The sequence below is a fragment of the Candidatus Caldatribacterium sp. SIUC1 genome, from assembly GCF_051549785.1.
Classification (GTDB): Bacteria; Atribacterota; Atribacteria; order Atribacterales; family Caldatribacteriaceae; genus Caldatribacterium.
Window position 1 is genome coordinate 270641 of record NZ_CP189974.1, and the last position, 13830, is coordinate 284470.

At 56.9% G+C, this 13830-nt stretch carries 16 protein-coding genes; 4 read left to right on the forward strand and 12 right to left on the reverse strand.

Translation table 11 applies throughout. The features are described 5' to 3' along the window. Positions 1-115: 115 nt before the first annotated feature. From ACP6EK_RS01390 to ACP6EK_RS01400, 3 genes are all read right to left on the reverse strand, one after another. Positions 116-826, reverse strand: a complete 711-nt coding sequence (locus tag ACP6EK_RS01390; RefSeq protein ID WP_438316835.1) for a putative quinol monooxygenase — start codon at positions 824-826, stop codon at positions 116-118. Between the two features lie 24 nt (positions 827-850). Then, positions 851-1591, reverse strand: coding sequence for an SDR family NAD(P)-dependent oxidoreductase (locus ACP6EK_RS01395; RefSeq protein ID WP_438316837.1), 741 nt, complete (start codon positions 1589-1591; stop codon positions 851-853). Between the two features lie 193 nt (positions 1592-1784). Continuing rightward, complete coding sequence (locus ACP6EK_RS01400; protein ID WP_051040783.1) at positions 1785-2561, reverse strand: DeoR family transcriptional regulator; 777 nt, start codon at positions 2559-2561, stop codon at positions 1785-1787. Positions 2562-2809: 248 nt separating this feature from the next. Between ACP6EK_RS01400 and ACP6EK_RS01405 the strand changes: the two genes are divergently transcribed. From ACP6EK_RS01405 to ACP6EK_RS01420, 4 genes are all read left to right on the forward strand, one after another. Further along, positions 2810-3862, forward strand: a complete 1053-nt coding sequence (locus ACP6EK_RS01405) for a galactitol-1-phosphate 5-dehydrogenase (RefSeq protein WP_438316841.1) — start codon at positions 2810-2812, stop codon at positions 3860-3862. A 19-nt stretch (positions 3863-3881) separates the two neighbouring features. Beyond that, a complete protein-coding gene (locus ACP6EK_RS01410) occupies positions 3882-4922 on the forward strand; it encodes a zinc-dependent dehydrogenase (protein WP_438316844.1) in 1041 nt (346 codons plus the stop codon). Positions 4923-4967: 45 nt separating this feature from the next. Then, positions 4968-6449: a glycerol kinase GlpK gene (glpK, locus tag ACP6EK_RS01415; protein ID WP_438318806.1), complete on the forward strand. Its 1482-nt coding sequence runs from the start codon at positions 4968-4970 to the stop codon at positions 6447-6449. Between the two features lie 286 nt (positions 6450-6735). After that, positions 6736-7527: a putative quinol monooxygenase gene (locus ACP6EK_RS01420; RefSeq protein WP_438316846.1), complete on the forward strand. Its 792-nt coding sequence runs from the start codon at positions 6736-6738 to the stop codon at positions 7525-7527. A gap of 74 nt (positions 7528-7601) precedes the next feature. On the opposite strand, the gene pduL is transcribed toward ACP6EK_RS01420, so the two are convergent. The 9 genes from pduL to ACP6EK_RS01465 all read right to left on the reverse strand — a co-directional run bounded on the left by pduL (position 7602) and on the right by ACP6EK_RS01465 (position 13825). Next, on the reverse strand, positions 7602-8261 hold the full coding sequence (gene pduL, locus ACP6EK_RS01425) for a phosphate propanoyltransferase (protein WP_438318809.1): 660 nt from the start codon (positions 8259-8261) through the stop codon (positions 7602-7604). A gap of 8 nt (positions 8262-8269) precedes the next feature. Beyond that, positions 8270-8863 carry a deoxyribose-phosphate aldolase gene (gene deoC, locus ACP6EK_RS01430; protein WP_438318812.1) on the reverse strand — a complete coding sequence of 198 codons (594 nt, stop codon included), beginning with the start codon at positions 8861-8863 and terminating at the stop codon, positions 8270-8272. A gap of 191 nt (positions 8864-9054) precedes the next feature. Next, the gene (gene rpiB / locus ACP6EK_RS01435) at positions 9055-9618 is read right to left on the reverse strand and encodes a ribose 5-phosphate isomerase B (protein ID WP_438316849.1); all 564 of its coding nucleotides are present in this window, start codon (positions 9616-9618) and stop codon (positions 9055-9057) included. An 11-nt stretch (positions 9619-9629) separates the two neighbouring features. Beyond that, positions 9630-9896: a EutN/CcmL family microcompartment protein gene (locus ACP6EK_RS01440; protein ID WP_438316852.1), complete on the reverse strand. Its 267-nt coding sequence runs from the start codon at positions 9894-9896 to the stop codon at positions 9630-9632. Beyond that, entirely contained in the window at positions 9893-10174 is a 282-nt protein-coding gene (locus tag ACP6EK_RS01445; protein ID WP_438316855.1) for a EutN/CcmL family microcompartment protein, read from the reverse strand. The genes ACP6EK_RS01440 and ACP6EK_RS01445 overlap by 4 nt, the downstream gene beginning before the upstream one ends. Before the next feature lie 12 nt (positions 10175-10186). Then, positions 10187-11626, reverse strand: a complete 1440-nt coding sequence (locus ACP6EK_RS01450; RefSeq protein ID WP_438316858.1) for an aldehyde dehydrogenase family protein — start codon at positions 11624-11626, stop codon at positions 10187-10189. A gap of 15 nt (positions 11627-11641) precedes the next feature. Next, entirely contained in the window at positions 11642-12196 is a 555-nt protein-coding gene (locus ACP6EK_RS01455) for a BMC domain-containing protein (RefSeq protein ID WP_438316861.1), read from the reverse strand. Between the two features lie 13 nt (positions 12197-12209). Beyond that, positions 12210-13529 carry a 4Fe-4S dicluster domain-containing protein gene (locus tag ACP6EK_RS01460; protein WP_438316864.1) on the reverse strand — a complete coding sequence of 440 codons (1320 nt, stop codon included), beginning with the start codon at positions 13527-13529 and terminating at the stop codon, positions 12210-12212. Continuing rightward, complete coding sequence (locus ACP6EK_RS01465; RefSeq protein ID WP_017890599.1) at positions 13526-13825, reverse strand: EutN/CcmL family microcompartment protein; 300 nt, start codon at positions 13823-13825, stop codon at positions 13526-13528. The genes ACP6EK_RS01460 and ACP6EK_RS01465 overlap by 4 nt, the downstream gene beginning before the upstream one ends. Positions 13826-13830: the final 5 nt, after the last annotated feature.

The following is a 13830-nucleotide window of genomic DNA, read 5'->3' on the forward strand; positions in this document are numbered from 1 at the left end:
TTCCGACATGACAACTTTGAAGACAAGGCAGGAAGGACAACGTGGAGAATCTCGCAGAAAATCTCTTCAAAAAACACAGGCTCCTGGAGGGAATTCTCCTCCAGGAGCCTGCCCTTCACTTCTCCTTCCCTGTGGGAGTGAGTTCGAAGTCAATCATCTTCCAGCCAGTGAGGTCAATCTTCTCCGTCACCTGGGGAGCAAAGTTGAACCACCGGACCAGGTACTCGGCCTTCATGTGGTCCTCTTTCCAGACCTTGAAGTTGTACCAGTTCTCGTAGAACATGATCTTGCGGTAGTTCCTGGCCATGGTGTCCATGTCGAGGTTCACGTGCATGGTGTACTCAATGCACCCGGGCTCAGTGTGGGTGTAGGGGACAAGGGCGAGGAGTTCTTTCCAGGCCCGGTCCTCGCACCCTTCCTTGACGTCCACCAGGGCTAAGAGGGTGTACTTCTCCTTGGGATCGGGGTTCTCACCGCCACGGAAGACGGGGTTCGTGGGAAGGTCTACGGCTTCCCAGATGGAGAGGTCAATCCTCTCGCAGACCTCCTTGGACTTCTCAAACCAGGCCTTGAGGTAGGGCATTTCCATGTGCTTGTCCCAGTCGTCACGGCTCCGCCAGATCTCGTAGAACATGTAGAGCCTGGGGTTCTCCACCATGTAGTTGTCGTACTCTGTGCCCACGTTGATGTGCATCTGGTAGCGGAGACATCCCGGCTCCCTGTTGGTGGGAGGAATGAGCTTTATGAGTTCCTGCCTTGTCACCTCTTCATACCCTGGTTTCACCCGTACTACGGCGAGAACCACAAGGTTTCTGTTGTCACCCACCGGTGCCGCCTCCTTTCTTCAGGGCTAAATCATCGACAGCCCACCATCAACCACGATCATCTGACCGGTCATCCAGTCAGACTCATCAGAGGCCAGAAAGAGCACAGAGCCAACGTGGTCCTCGGGCTGGCCAAGTCTCCCAAGAGGGATGCCACTCTCAAGGGCCCTTCGCAGCTCAGGATCAGCAAGGGCAGACTGCCCAAGGGGGGTTAACGTGGTTCCCGGGCAAAGGGCGTTGACCCGGATACCGTACTGCGCCAGCTCTGCCGCCATGGCTCTCGTGAGAGAGAGAACCGCGCCTTTTGAGGCAGAATAGGCGGCGTGATACGGTTCACCCACGATGGCGGCCTTTGAGGAGACGTTGATGATCTTCCCCTTGCCCTGCTTCATCATGATGGGTACCACGGCCTGAGAGCAGTACACCACTCCCATGACGTTGACCTCAAACATCCGCCGCCATATCTCATCGGTCTCTTCCCAGAACTTGCCCCCGGCGTGGACTCCAGCGTTGTTAATGAGGACGTCGATTCTCCCAAAGCGCTTCATCACTTCATCAACCATGGCCTGAACCTGTGGACGCTGGGACACATCGGTCCGAATGAACACTGCGTTTTCTCCGATTTCCTGCTCAACCTTCTTCCCCGTCTCCTCATTCACGTCAACAATGACCACCTTTGCACCCTCACGAGCACAGCCCTTGGCAAAAGCCTCACCAAGCCCCTGACCACCACCGGTGACGATGACCACTTTGTCCTTCAGCCTCATACGCTCCTCCTGTATCATTTTTTGATAAGATTTAAACTTTTCGAGAAAAGCATAAATCCTCACCGCCGATTTGTCAATACTGAACGGGCGAAATCGCTCAGTAGGATAATCCCCAACAGAGAGGAAGGACAGGGAACGGGAGAAAAAATTCCGTCAATAAGTTAACATATAAAGTTACTGCAGTAACTCAAGGCTAAACGATGTAGTACTCCACACCCAGCTTGGCCAGGAGCTTCCGGTATTTTTCTGGAATTCCCGAATCGGTGATCACCACGTCGAACTCCTTGAGGTCGGCGAAATAGGCCGTGGTGACCCGACCGAACTTCGAAGAATCAACGAGCAAGAACCTCGTATCCGATGATTCAATCACCGCCCGCTTGGTGTCAACCTCGTAGAGGTTCGCGCAGGTCACACCAAGCTCCCCTTCCACGCCGGCAGCCGATATGAAGGCCTTATTGGCCCTGACCTTCCGGATGAGGGAAATACCCTCGGGGCTCTCGAACATCAGGGTATTCTCGTGGAAATACCCTCCGGGGAAAATGATCTGAACGTTCTTGCTGTGCGCATAAACGCTGAGCAGGGTATTAAGGCAGTAACAGATAACCGTGAGCTTCGTCCCCTGGGGAATGAATTTGGGGAGGTGTTCCGTTGTTGACCCCGTATCGATAACGATGGTATCCCCTTCCTGGACAAACGACGCGGCCTTCTGGCAGATTTTGATTTTCTCTTTGGTCATCTGCGATTGTGCTCTGGTTATCGCATACTCCTGCTCGTTGATCGTGCTCGGCTCCCGCTTTAACACCGCTCCCCCGGGAATCAGAGTCAGCACGCCCTCTTTCGCCAGATCCTGAAGGTCCCGTCGAATGGTCATGGTGGACACGCCGAGCTGTTCCGCCAGCTCCTTGATGGTCACCATGCCGTTCAGTACAACCTGCTTTCCTATGTAGTTGAGCCGGTCCCGTTTCTTCATCTGAAATCACCTCAATCCATGCACCAGGGCTTCCTGAGCCAGACAGTGAGTTCGGTCCCCACCTGTTCTTCGAATATTGTAACCAAAATCTCCAGTAAATAAAGGGGGAGGAAAACGCGAAAAGCCCATCGTTGACAAGGATTGGGACCGGGTTGTATAATACCTCCAAGTGACACTTTTTTATCAAAAAATGAAATAGAGAAAACATATTCCTGCTTGAAGACCAGAAAGAAAGGAGTTGTGTCCACGTGGCCACCAGGATGAAGGCAGTGCGACTGCACGCTCCCGGAGACCTTCGGGTGGAGGAAGTGGAAATACCGGAAATCAACGACCACCAGGTGCTTGTTCGCGTCCGGGCCGTTGGGGTCTGCGGGTCTGACCCAGGACGGGTGATGAAAAAGGGTACCTATTCCTACCCCATGACCATCGGCCACGAATTCGCAGGTGAGGTAGTCAAGGTGGGAGCCAGGGTAACCTCATGCAAGCCCGCGGATCGGGTGACTGTTGCTCCTCTCATTCCCTGCGGGAACTGTGACTACTGCAAAACCGGAAAATTCAACCTCTGCGACCACTACAGCTACTATGGATCCCGTGTGGATGGCGCAATGGCGGAGTACGTGGCCGTGGAAGAATGCGACGTACTGCAGCTCCCTGAAGGGCTTGATTTCGAGTCGGGAGCCTGTACTGACCCTGTGGCCATTGCTTTCCATGCCCTGCGGCAGGGCAACCTGAAAGCCGGGGAATCCGTTGCCATTCTGGGCGTCGGCCCCATCGGTCTTTTTGCCGTCCAGTGGGCCCGGGTAATGGGGGCAAAGGAAATATTTGCCGTTGACATCTTCGACGAGAAACTGGAAATCGCCAGAAATCTGGGGGCCGACCATGTGATCAATGCCAGAAAGGAAGACCCCGTCGCTTCCGTCCTTGCAAGAACCGGAGGCGCTGGTGTGGAGTGTGTGGTGGAGATAGCAGGCTCAAGAATCACCCAGGAACAGGGGCTTCGTATGGCGAAGAAGGAAGGAACGGTGGTCTTCTGTGGCATTTCTTACGATGACCTTATCATTCCCAGCGCAACGCTTGACGGGATTCTCCGGAAGGAAATCCGCATCGTTGGAGCCTGGAACTCCGTTTTCTCGCCTCTGCCGGTAAATGAATGGCGAATTGCCTTGCACTTCATGGCGCGAGGTCTCATCAGGTGCCAGCCTGTTATCAGTCACCGGTTTCGCTTGGAAGAGGCGCCTGAGGTTTTCCAGCGCCTCTGGAAGAGAGAAGAGTTCTTCAATAAGGTGCTGTTCATCCCGTGAATCGAGAGGAGGTCCTCCCTTGAAGGCGGCGGTTATGAAGGCTGTGAACGAGATGGTTGTGGAAGAAATCCCCGAACCGGAGGTGGAACCGGGAGGAATACTCGTAGAGGTCAAAGCCTGTGCTATATGCGGGTCTGATGTGAGAACCCTGCGACATGGGAGTGCCCACGTCACGCCCCCAAGAGTTCTGGGCCATGAAGTGGCAGGGATTATCAAGGCAGTGGGTCCGGAGACTTCAGGCTACAGCGTGGGCGAAGCGGTCACCGTAGCACCGGCCATAGGTTGTGGAGTATGTGAGTACTGCCGCCATGGCATCACCAATATGTGCCCCAATCTGGAAACGATTGGCTTTGAATTCGACGGTGGCTTTGCCGAGGTCATGGCCGTCCCGGCAAAAGCGGTGCGGCAGGGCCACGTGAACCGGATCCCTCAGGGGTTGAGCTTTGAAGAAGCGGCACTGGCGGAACCCCTGGCCTGCTGCATCAACGGACAGAGTTTCCTCGACATAAGGCTGGGGCAGACCGTGGCCGTCATCGGTGCAGGGGTTATCGGGCTATTCCACACCGAACTCGCCATGCTCAAAGGGGCAAGCAGGGTCTTCGTCACCGACATAGTGCCGGAGAGGTTGGAACACGCTGCCACCCTGGGGAAAAACGTCGTGACCATAAACAGTAACGAGGCCGATCCCGTCGAGGAGATTCTCTCCCGGACCGGGGGACAGGGGGTGGATGTGGTCATCGTGGCCTGCCCGGTGGGAGAGGCACAGAACCAGGCCCTGCAGATGGTGGCAAGAAGGGGTCGGGTGAGTCTTTTCGGCGGCCTGCCCCAGGGAAAATCCAAGGGTTACCTTGACAGCAACCTCATCCACTACAAGGAGGTAGGGGTTTTCGGGGCCCATGCCTCAACGGCGGCTCAGAATCGACTGGCCCTGAAAATCCTGGCTGAAGGGAAAATCGTTGCGCGCCGGTACATCACGCACATATATTCTCTTCCCCAGATCATGGAGGGTGTGCGTGCGGTGGAGAAAGGAGAGGCCTTGAAGGTCATCATCAAGCCGTAGCATTCCGGAAATCGGAGGGGGATCGCCGTGGAAAAGAAGTACGTCATGGCCATTGACCAGGGGACAACAGGGACGAGGGTGATTCTCGTCGACCGGGAAGGGAATATCGTGGCGAATTCATACCGGGAAATCAGCCAGATCTACCCTCACCCCGGATGGGTGGAGCACAATCCCCTGGAACACTGGGAAACCACCCTTGCCTGCATGAGGGAAGCCCTGGAGAAAGCGAAGGCCCGGCCCGACCAGATCGCAGGAATCGGTATCACCAACCAGCGGGAAACCACCATTCTCTGGGACAGGGAGACGGGACATCCGGTCTACAACGCCATTGTCTGGCAGTGTCGCCGAACAGCCCCAATATGTGAAGAGTTAAAAGCACGGGGCTTTGAGGAAAAAGTGCGGGAGAAGACCGGGCTGACCATCGATGCGTACTTTTCGGCCACCAAAATCAAGTGGATTCTGGATAACGTCCCCGAAGCCAGCAACCTCGCACGGCAGGGGAAACTCCTCATGGGATGCATCGACTCCTGGCTCATATGGAACCTCAGCAAGGGTAGCGCCCATGTCACGGACTACTCGAACGCCTCAAGGACGATGCTCTTCAACGTTCGAACCTTAGCATGGGACCAGGAGCTCCTTGACGCTCTGGACATCCCTCGGGAAATCCTGCCCACACCCAGACCGTCAAGTGGGGTCATGGCCATGGCCAGAAACGAGGAGATTTTTGGCCATGCCGAAATCCCCATCGCGGGGGTAGCGGGAGACCAGCATGCGGCGCTCTTCGGCCAGACCTGTTTCCGGCCCGGGATGGCCAAGAACACCTATGGCACAGCCCTGGCCCTGATGATGAATATCGGCGAGAAGTTCCTCCTTTCCCAGAATGGCCTGACCACGGATCTTGCCTGGGGAATCGGGGGGAAGATTGAATATGCCCTGGAAGGAGTGGTCTTCATCGGGGGCGCCGCAGTCCAGTGGTTGCGCGACGGGCTCAAAATCATCGAGAGTGCCGCACAGACCGAGGCCATGGCTCAGTCGGTCCCCGATACCGCCGGAGTCTACGTGGTCCCGGCCTTCACCGGGCTCTGTGCACCGTACTGGGACATGTACGCCCGGGGGCTTATCATCGGCATCACCCGAGGGACAACCCGGGAGCACATCGTCCGGGCGACGCTCGAGTCCATGGCTTACCAGACAAGGGACGTTCTGGAAGCGATGATCGCCGATTCCGGGCAGGTGCTCGAGTCGCTTCGGGTTGACGGGGGAGCGGTGAAGAACAACTTCCTCATGCAGTTCCAGGCAGATATCCTCGGTGTCCCCGTTATCAGGCCGGTTGTGACCGAAATGGCCGCCATGGGTGCGGCATACCTTGCCGGGCTGGGTGTGGGATTCTGGAAAGACAAAGAGGAAATCGCCGCGCAGTGGAAAATCGACCGGGTCTTTGAGCCTCAAATGGATGCTTCCCGCCGGGAAGAGCTCTACGCCGGTTGGAAGAGGGCGGTGGAACGCGCCCGCCGGTGGGCAGTCTGAACGCAAATCTGTTATTGATGTTGCAGTGAATGTGAGATTTTAAAAAATAAAAAACGACGGAGTATTCCCATTTGCTCCTGCTCACAGGATTTTGACAGCAGATACTTGACATCACCCGATGGAAGAGGTATATTTTTAGGCGCAAAGTTGTGTTAAAAAAATATCATATTTTGAGTTTAATATCCCAAAGAAATGGGGGTGATGTGACGAGGAAAAACACTGGAAATCTCTCACCCGGTTGGTAACCCAGACAACACCGAAAAAAAAACCAAAGGAGGGAAGGCATGTGAAGAAAGCGTGGGTAGTGTTCCTTGCGGGGATGATCCTTGTGGGGTTGATGAGCTGTGTTGCCCTGGCGGCAGGTCGGCCAGCGGATAACAAACCTTTTGTCGTTCTTGCCATCGTTCATGTGAAGGAAGGATACGAAGAGGTCGCCAGAGAAGAGCTCATGAAACTCATCCCTCTCACCAACAAAGAACCGGGCTGCATCTTCTACCAGATGCACATCAACGTGGGCACAGAGTACGACAACTACATGGTGGAGAACCCCAGGCTCTACATGTTCTACGAGATCTGGCGGAGCCGTGACGACTGGGACAAGCACATGGAAATGCCCTACCTCAAGGCCTGGTTTGAGAAGTCCAAGGAGGTCTGCGAGAGGATTGACCTCTCCATCTGGGAAGCCGTAGACCTTCCCACGAACCCCGTCTTCCGTGGCGGTGAGAACCCCGATCCCAAGGAGAAGTACACCCTCTTAGCCCTGGTGGACGTCAAGGAAGGGTGCGAGGACCGGGCCTGGAAAGAACTCCTCGCCCTTGTCCCCTACACCCACACTGAGCCCGGGTGCATTGAGTACACCATGCACGTGAACCTCGACATGGACACCATGGCCAGGAACTACCGCAAGATCATGTTCTACGAGAACTGGTACAACTTCAAGGTCTGGAAAGAGGACCACATGAAGGCCGAGTACCTGGTCCGGTGGTTCAACTTTGCTCCCCAGGTGACGGAGAAGATTGACCTCACTGGCTGGAAGATGATTGACTTCGAACTCACTCCCACAGGGAAGGAGAAGTGACACACCAAGAAACGCAATGGGCGGGGAGCATGCTCCCCGCCCATTTTTTATGCTCTCGCCAGGGAACTTCCGTCTTACCCCCTCACAATCCGCCCAAGCCCTCTCCGCTTCACCCCAGCGGCATTGGCCTCATCGGTATCGATGTGGAAAGCGAGCCGACCGTTTGGGGAAACCCGGACAGTAACATTCTGGAAAACCACCCCAATGGGTCCGGGTACCTCTATGGCGATTTTCTCCCCATCTCGTAAACCAAGCCTCTTCGCCTCTTCCGGGCTTGCATGGAGGTGGCGCATGGCCCGGATTGCCCCTTCTTTGAGCGTCACCGAGCCCTTAGGGCCCACAATGGTGATAGGGGCGGATCCTGCAACATCCCCACTCAGACGAACCGGAAGGTCCATTCCCAGGTAAAACCCATCGGTGAAAGATAATTCCACCTGGTCGAACTTGCGAAAAGGGCCGAGAATCCGCACACCCTCAATGGAGCGCATGTTGGGGCCAACGAGCGTCACCGTCTCCTGGGCAGCAAATTCCCCTCGCTGGGAGAGCTCCCGAAGTAGAGTCAGCTCCTTCCCCTTGCCGTAGAGCACCTCAAAGGTCTCCCTTGTGAGGTGGCAGTGGCGGTTTGAAACCTCAACGGGAATGGTACATTCTCCCCCCGGTGCCCCTGGGGTACCCTGGAGTTCCTGGACCACGATTTCGGCAATGTACGCCACAAGGTCATCGAGGCGCTCCATGCTCTCCCTCACTCGCCTCCCGTGACAATCTTCACCGAGGCGCTCGTCCCAAGACGAGTAGCCCCAGAGAGAATCATGAGCCTTGCGTCCTCAAAGGTCCGAATGCCCCCTGAAGCCTTAATCCCCATTTTGGGACCAACGGTTCTCCGAATCAGCGCGACATCCCGGGCGGTGGCACCTCCCGTGGAGAACCCCGTGGAGGTTTTAACGAAGTCATACCCCACCTTCTTGATGATTTCGGAAGCCAGGACCTTTTCCTCATCGGTGAGAAGACACGTTTCGATAATGGCTTTGGTGACTGTTGTTGGACGGCAGGCCCGCTTCACCGCCCAGAGGTCCTCTTCGAAGGTCTTGAGGTCCCGGGATTTCAACGCTCCGATGTTGATGACCATGTCGATTTCATCGGCCCCGTTTTCGATGGCATTGCGGGTCTCAAAGGCCTTGGTGCGGCTATCGGTTGCTCCGAGAGGAAAACCAACCACCGTGGCCACCTTGACCCCGGTCCCACGAAGTCTTCTGGCACAGAGGGCAACCCAGCAGGGGTTCACACACACAGCGTAGAAACGGTACTGCACAGCTTCATCACAGAGCTTCTCGATCATTGCCCTTGTGGCATCAGGTCGAAGGAGGGTATGGTCGATGTAGCGGGCAATGTCTGAAGGAGTCAAAACAAGGTCACAGGCACACTCTGAGGAGCTCTGTGGAGCACGCGCCCGTTGCTCCTCACTCCGGGAAACACCTTGAAGCCTGGCCAATACCTCTTTTGTTACCCGTTCGATAAGCTCTTCTCGATTCATGGTCCGAAATGACCCCTCTCCACCGCCATGATTTTGTTCACCCGGGACCAGTGCCGTCCCCCGGCAAACCGCGTCTCAAGCCAGAGTTTCACGAGCTCACACAGTTCCTCCGGCGAGTGTCGGGCTCCAAGGGTGAGGACATTGGCGTTGTTGTGCTCGCGGCTGTTGATGACGCTGTCCCGGTCATAACAGAGCGCCGCCCGAATACCCCGCACCTTATTGCACACCATACAGGAACCGATGCCCATCCCGTCAATCATGATTCCCCGTTCGCACTCCCCGGAGGCGACTTTCTGCGCCACCTTCACGGCAAAGTCCGGGTAATCCACACTCTGGTCTCCGCTGAATGTCCCCACATCGTACACCCGGTACCCCAAAGAGGTGAGGTACCGCTTGAGGATTTCCTTTGCCTCGAAACCTCGGTGGTCCGAGCCAATGGCCACCCGTACCACATGGTCTTTCTGGTTCACAGGATCAGGATCGGTCTTTGGGGGAGTCCCCAGGGCATGCAGCCCTCCCACCACGTTCTGGACGACTCGGGAAAAGCTCCGTTCTGGCATCGTCTCTCCCCCTACTGCTCAATCTCATCCACGATTCCCACGATGAGCATCCGGATTGGTGCCTGGGGATCGCCAAGAATCGTCCGGCAGGAATTCCCCTCATCAATCACAAGCACCGTATCCCCAACCCCTGCCTGGACCATATCGAACGCCAGAATCGTCTGGCCCTTTGGTCGTCTTTCCCCGTCAAGGGGTTGCACCACCATGATTTTCAGACCCTGGAGGATGGGGAGTTTTGCCGTTGACACCACATTCCCCACAACTTTCCCGAGCATCATGGGGATGCAGCCCCCTCAATATTCACCGCATCGACAATACCCAGAATCGTGCAATCGGAGGGGTTGAACCAGTTCGGGAGCGCCAGTGCTGCCTCCCGCCCTCCCTCAAAAAAGACAATGTCTCCTGGACCGGCCTGAACCGTATCACAGGCGACAAGCGGAGATCCGACCTCTTTGAGGTTCTCATCAAGAGGCTGAATGAGGAGGAGCTTGATGCCCTCGAACGAAGGAACTTTCTGCGTGGCCACCACCGTCCCAATAACCCGAGCAAGCTTCATGTTTCCTCCTCCTCACACGATGCGGAAGTAGTCCACCAGAGTACAACGCCGCTCCCGGGTGAAGGTCCGGGCGCGGGTGAGACCCTCTCCGGTGGGGGTAGCAATGGTGAAACTGGTGAAACCAGCGCCACCCTTCCCGAGCCCACTGTACGCCGGGCCGTTCTTCACAAAGATGGAACAGTCCATCATTTTCGCCATTTTCGAGAGATTGGCAATATTCCGGGAATGCATGACCGCCGTGTGCCGGAAATGGTGCTCACACTCCACGGCAAACTCCATAGCCTCTTCCACGTCATGGAAACGCACAACAGGAATCACAGGGAGCAATTGCTCCGTCCAGACCAGGGGGTTATCCCGATCGACTTCACCAAAGAGAATCCTCGTGTTCTCGGGAACCCGAAGGCCGATTTCCCGGGCAATAAAGGACGCATCCTTTCCAACCCATTCCCTCTTTGGCTTTCCGGGCTTTCCCGGTCCTCCCGGTTCATCGATGACCAGACGTGTGACCTCCTCCATCTGGTGTCGATTGAGCCGAAAACCCCCGTTGAACTCCATGGCCTTCTCGAGGTCCTCGGCAACCTCGTTCACCACGAGGATTTCCTTCTCGCAGACGCAGACGATGTTGTTGTCGAAACCGGCACCGAGGACGATATCCCGACCCGCCTTGGCAATATCGGCCGTCTCGTCCACCACACAGGGAGGATTTCCGGGACCGGCAGCAATAACCTTCTTGCCGCTCGCCATAGCCGCCTGGACCACCCCTCCCCCGCCGGTGACCACAAGAAGGCGAACCACGGGATGCTTCATGAGTGCCTGAGCGGACTCGAGGGTGGGGTTCCCGATGGCGCAGACGAGGTTCTCTGGACCCCCGGCTTCGACGATGGCTTCGTTGAGGAGCGTCACGGTAGCGCAGGATGAGCGCTTTGCCCCCGGATGGGGATGGAAAACCACGGCATTTCCTGCCGCCACCATGCTGATGGTGTTATTGATGATGGTGGAGGTGGGGTTGGTGGACGGAGTGATGGAGGCAATCACCCCGTAGGGTGCCCGCTCGACAAGGGTGAGCCCATGTTCATCGGTGAAGGCCATAGGCTCAAGGTCCTCCACTCCTGGCGTTTTCAGGGCAGCGAGGCGGTTCTTCTCGACCTTATCCGCCACGCGACCCATTCCCGTTTCCTCGTGAGCCATCCGGGCAAGGGTTTCCGCTTCCCGCACAGAAACCCTCCGGATGGCACGGATAATGTTGCGGCGGGTTTCAAGGGGGAGCTCCATGAGCTTCTCGTGAGCCTTCCGGGCCGCCCTTACCGCATCCTCGATGTTCTCGAAAACCCCCGCACCCCGCAGAGGGGGTTCTTCCCGAACTTCTGGAGCTCTCGGGAGCACCCCGCTTTTTTCGAGTCTCTCAATCACCTGCTCCACAATGGAGCGGATATCGGCTTCCTTAACCTCCATACGTCAACCCCACCTTCAAAAGAGAAAGTACGGCCGGATATCGGGATGGGGACTGGGAATGATGACTTCCTTGCAGAGGAGCCCCCGATGGGCAATCACCGTTTTCGCTGCCGAGACGGCTGCCTCCACCTCGTGGATATCCCCCATCATCTTCACGTACGATTTTCCACCCATGCCCACCGCCAGGCGCACCTCGGTAATGAGGACATCGGCCGTCTTTGCCGCCACATCGGCCGCCTCAATGCTGGCGATGGCCGAAAAAGCCTCGACCACCGCTACGGCATCCCACATCTCGCAGACCACCGTTCCCAGAATGGCCGGGATAACCTGGGGATGGAGATTGGGGATGAAGAGCTCATCCACCACGCAACCTTCTCCGGCTTCCTTCCCCGCGGTGAGCGAGGCGTCAACTTCGGCCACCTCCCCACTCACCACGATGAGGAATTTTCCCGGACAGATGGTCTTCGCATCAACAACCCTCACCGGTGCAGCCTTCACCATGGCATCCAGGGCCTTGATGCCTATGGCGATGGAATTGAATTCCAGTGCTCCCAGAACGACGATGTCCATTCGTCCACCTCAGCTACCGGGCTTCAATAACCACTCGCTCGTCATCGACAAAGACGACACGCCCCCCGATGCTGGCATGCACACGGGCACTGACTTCCTCTCCCGCCTCTCCCACAAGGTCTCCTTCCTGCACCACGTCCCCTACCCTGACCACTGCTCGAGCCGGAGCCCCCACGTGCTGCTTCAGGAGAAGCTCAACCCGCTCCGGTAGCGGAACCTCTCGCATCCGGAAAAGCGGGCGCTTCTCGTACTCTTCAACCCGGAGTCTCCCCTTGATCCGCAAGACCGGGACCTTCCGGTACGGAAAGTCCACACGGGTCTGCAGAGCCCTCTGGGGAAATACCGGTCGATACTGCATCCTGAGGAAATGCTCTTTGATCGCCCGGTTCACCAGCCTCGGAGAGAGCTCCATCGGGCAGGCAATTTCACACAGGCCACACTCGCTGCAGAGCACCGCACGCTCGATGGTTTCAGGGGGCACATCAAGCCCAAGGGCAATCTGCCGCATGATCTTGTGCGGAGCCAGGTCATGCCCCAGAAGATACCGGGGGCAGAACTCCGTACAGTACGTGCACTGGCAGCAGGCGGTCTTGCTCTGCCTGATAATGAAGGGAAGGGGCAGGGTCTTCTTCTGCACGAGAACATGGTCCCGGGGGAGGACAAAAAGACCCGAAGTCGTCTTCGTTACCGGGGCTTTCAGGTCGGTGGTCACCGACCCCATCATTGGCCCTCCCACAAGGAGGACGAAATCGTCCACCGTGGCGCCGCCGCAGTGCTCCAGAACCTTTTCAAAGGGTGTCCCCACCCGCACCCGGAGGACCGAAGGCCGGCGAACTTCCCCCTGACAGGTCAGGGTGCGCTCGATCACCGGTTTCCCCTCCACAGCCCGGGCAACGTTCCGGAGCGTCTCAACGTTCAGCACCACCACGCCAACTGAAGGAGGGATCCCTCCTTCAGGAACAATACGCCCGGTGACCTCCCGCACAAGCAGGAACTCATCCCCCGCCGGATAGTAATCGCCCAGAGAGAAAATGCTGAGACCTTTCTTCCCCTGAGAGGCTTTCCGGAGGGCTTCCTCTGCGGGGGAACCCCTGCCTTTCAGAGCAATGACGCCCTTTCTGGCCCCGGTCGCTTCCATGGCGAGGCAAAGACCCGTAACCACTGCTTCCGCTTCTTCTTCCATGACAAGCTTGTCGTTCCCAAGAAGCGGCTCACACTCTGCACCGTTGGCAATGACCACCTCAACGGAGCGAGAGAGCTTCACATGGGTAGGAAAGCCTCCTCCTCCTGCACCAACCACTCCCATGGCTTTGACGGCTTCGGGAACTGTCATCGCCCTTCTTCCTTCCGGAAGACGACCTGGCCGTTCTCTTCTATGCGATCCACGATGCCAACAATGACACAGTCTATGGCCTTCTGGTAGGTGAACTCGGTCTGGCGGGCCGAACTCCCCTGGGAGATAAGGACAACTTCGCCTCTCCCACTCCCCACAAGGTCAAGGGCCACCAGGTACTCGCCCTTTTCTCTCCCCCGGGTATCGCAGGTCCGCACCAGAAGGTACTTCCCCCCGGCAATACCATCGTTTTTCTGACTTGCCACCACCGTTCCAACAACCTTAGCCAGAATCATGCCTT

Bases quoted from the DNA above. Each gene is read 5' to 3' on its own strand.
- glpK (WP_438318806.1), top strand. From the start codon at position 4,968: ATGGCCATTGACCAGGGGACAACAGGGACGAGGGTGATTCTCGTCGAC.
- ACP6EK_RS01445 (WP_438316855.1), bottom strand. From the start codon at position 10,174: ATGAAGCTTGCTCGGGTTATTGGGACGGTGGTGGCCACGCAGAAAGTT.
- rpiB (WP_438316849.1), bottom strand. From the start codon at position 9,618: ATGCCAGAACGGAGCTTTTCCCGAGTCGTCCAGAACGTGGTGGGAGGG.
- ACP6EK_RS01440 (WP_438316852.1), bottom strand. From the start codon at position 9,896: ATGATGCTCGGGAAAGTTGTGGGGAATGTGGTGTCAACGGCAAAACTC.
- ACP6EK_RS01400 (WP_051040783.1), bottom strand. From the start codon at position 2,561: ATGAAGAAACGGGACCGGCTCAACTACATAGGAAAGCAGGTTGTACTG.
- ACP6EK_RS01455 (WP_438316861.1), bottom strand. From the start codon at position 12,196: ATGGACATCGTCGTTCTGGGAGCACTGGAATTCAATTCCATCGCCATA.
- pduL (WP_438318809.1), bottom strand. From the start codon at position 8,261: ATGGAGCGCCTCGATGACCTTGTGGCGTACATTGCCGAAATCGTGGTC.
- ACP6EK_RS01465 (WP_017890599.1), bottom strand. From the start codon at position 13,825: ATGATTCTGGCTAAGGTTGTTGGAACGGTGGTGGCAAGTCAGAAAAAC.
- ACP6EK_RS01395 (WP_438316837.1), bottom strand. From the start codon at position 1,591: ATGAGGCTGAAGGACAAAGTGGTCATCGTCACCGGTGGTGGTCAGGGG.
- ACP6EK_RS01450 (WP_438316858.1), bottom strand. From the start codon at position 11,626: ATGGAGGTTAAGGAAGCCGATATCCGCTCCATTGTGGAGCAGGTGATT.
- deoC (WP_438318812.1), bottom strand. From the start codon at position 8,863: ATGATCGAGAAGCTCTGTGATGAAGCTGTGCAGTACCGTTTCTACGCT.
- ACP6EK_RS01460 (WP_438316864.1), bottom strand. From the start codon at position 13,529: ATGACAGTTCCCGAAGCCGTCAAAGCCATGGGAGTGGTTGGTGCAGGA.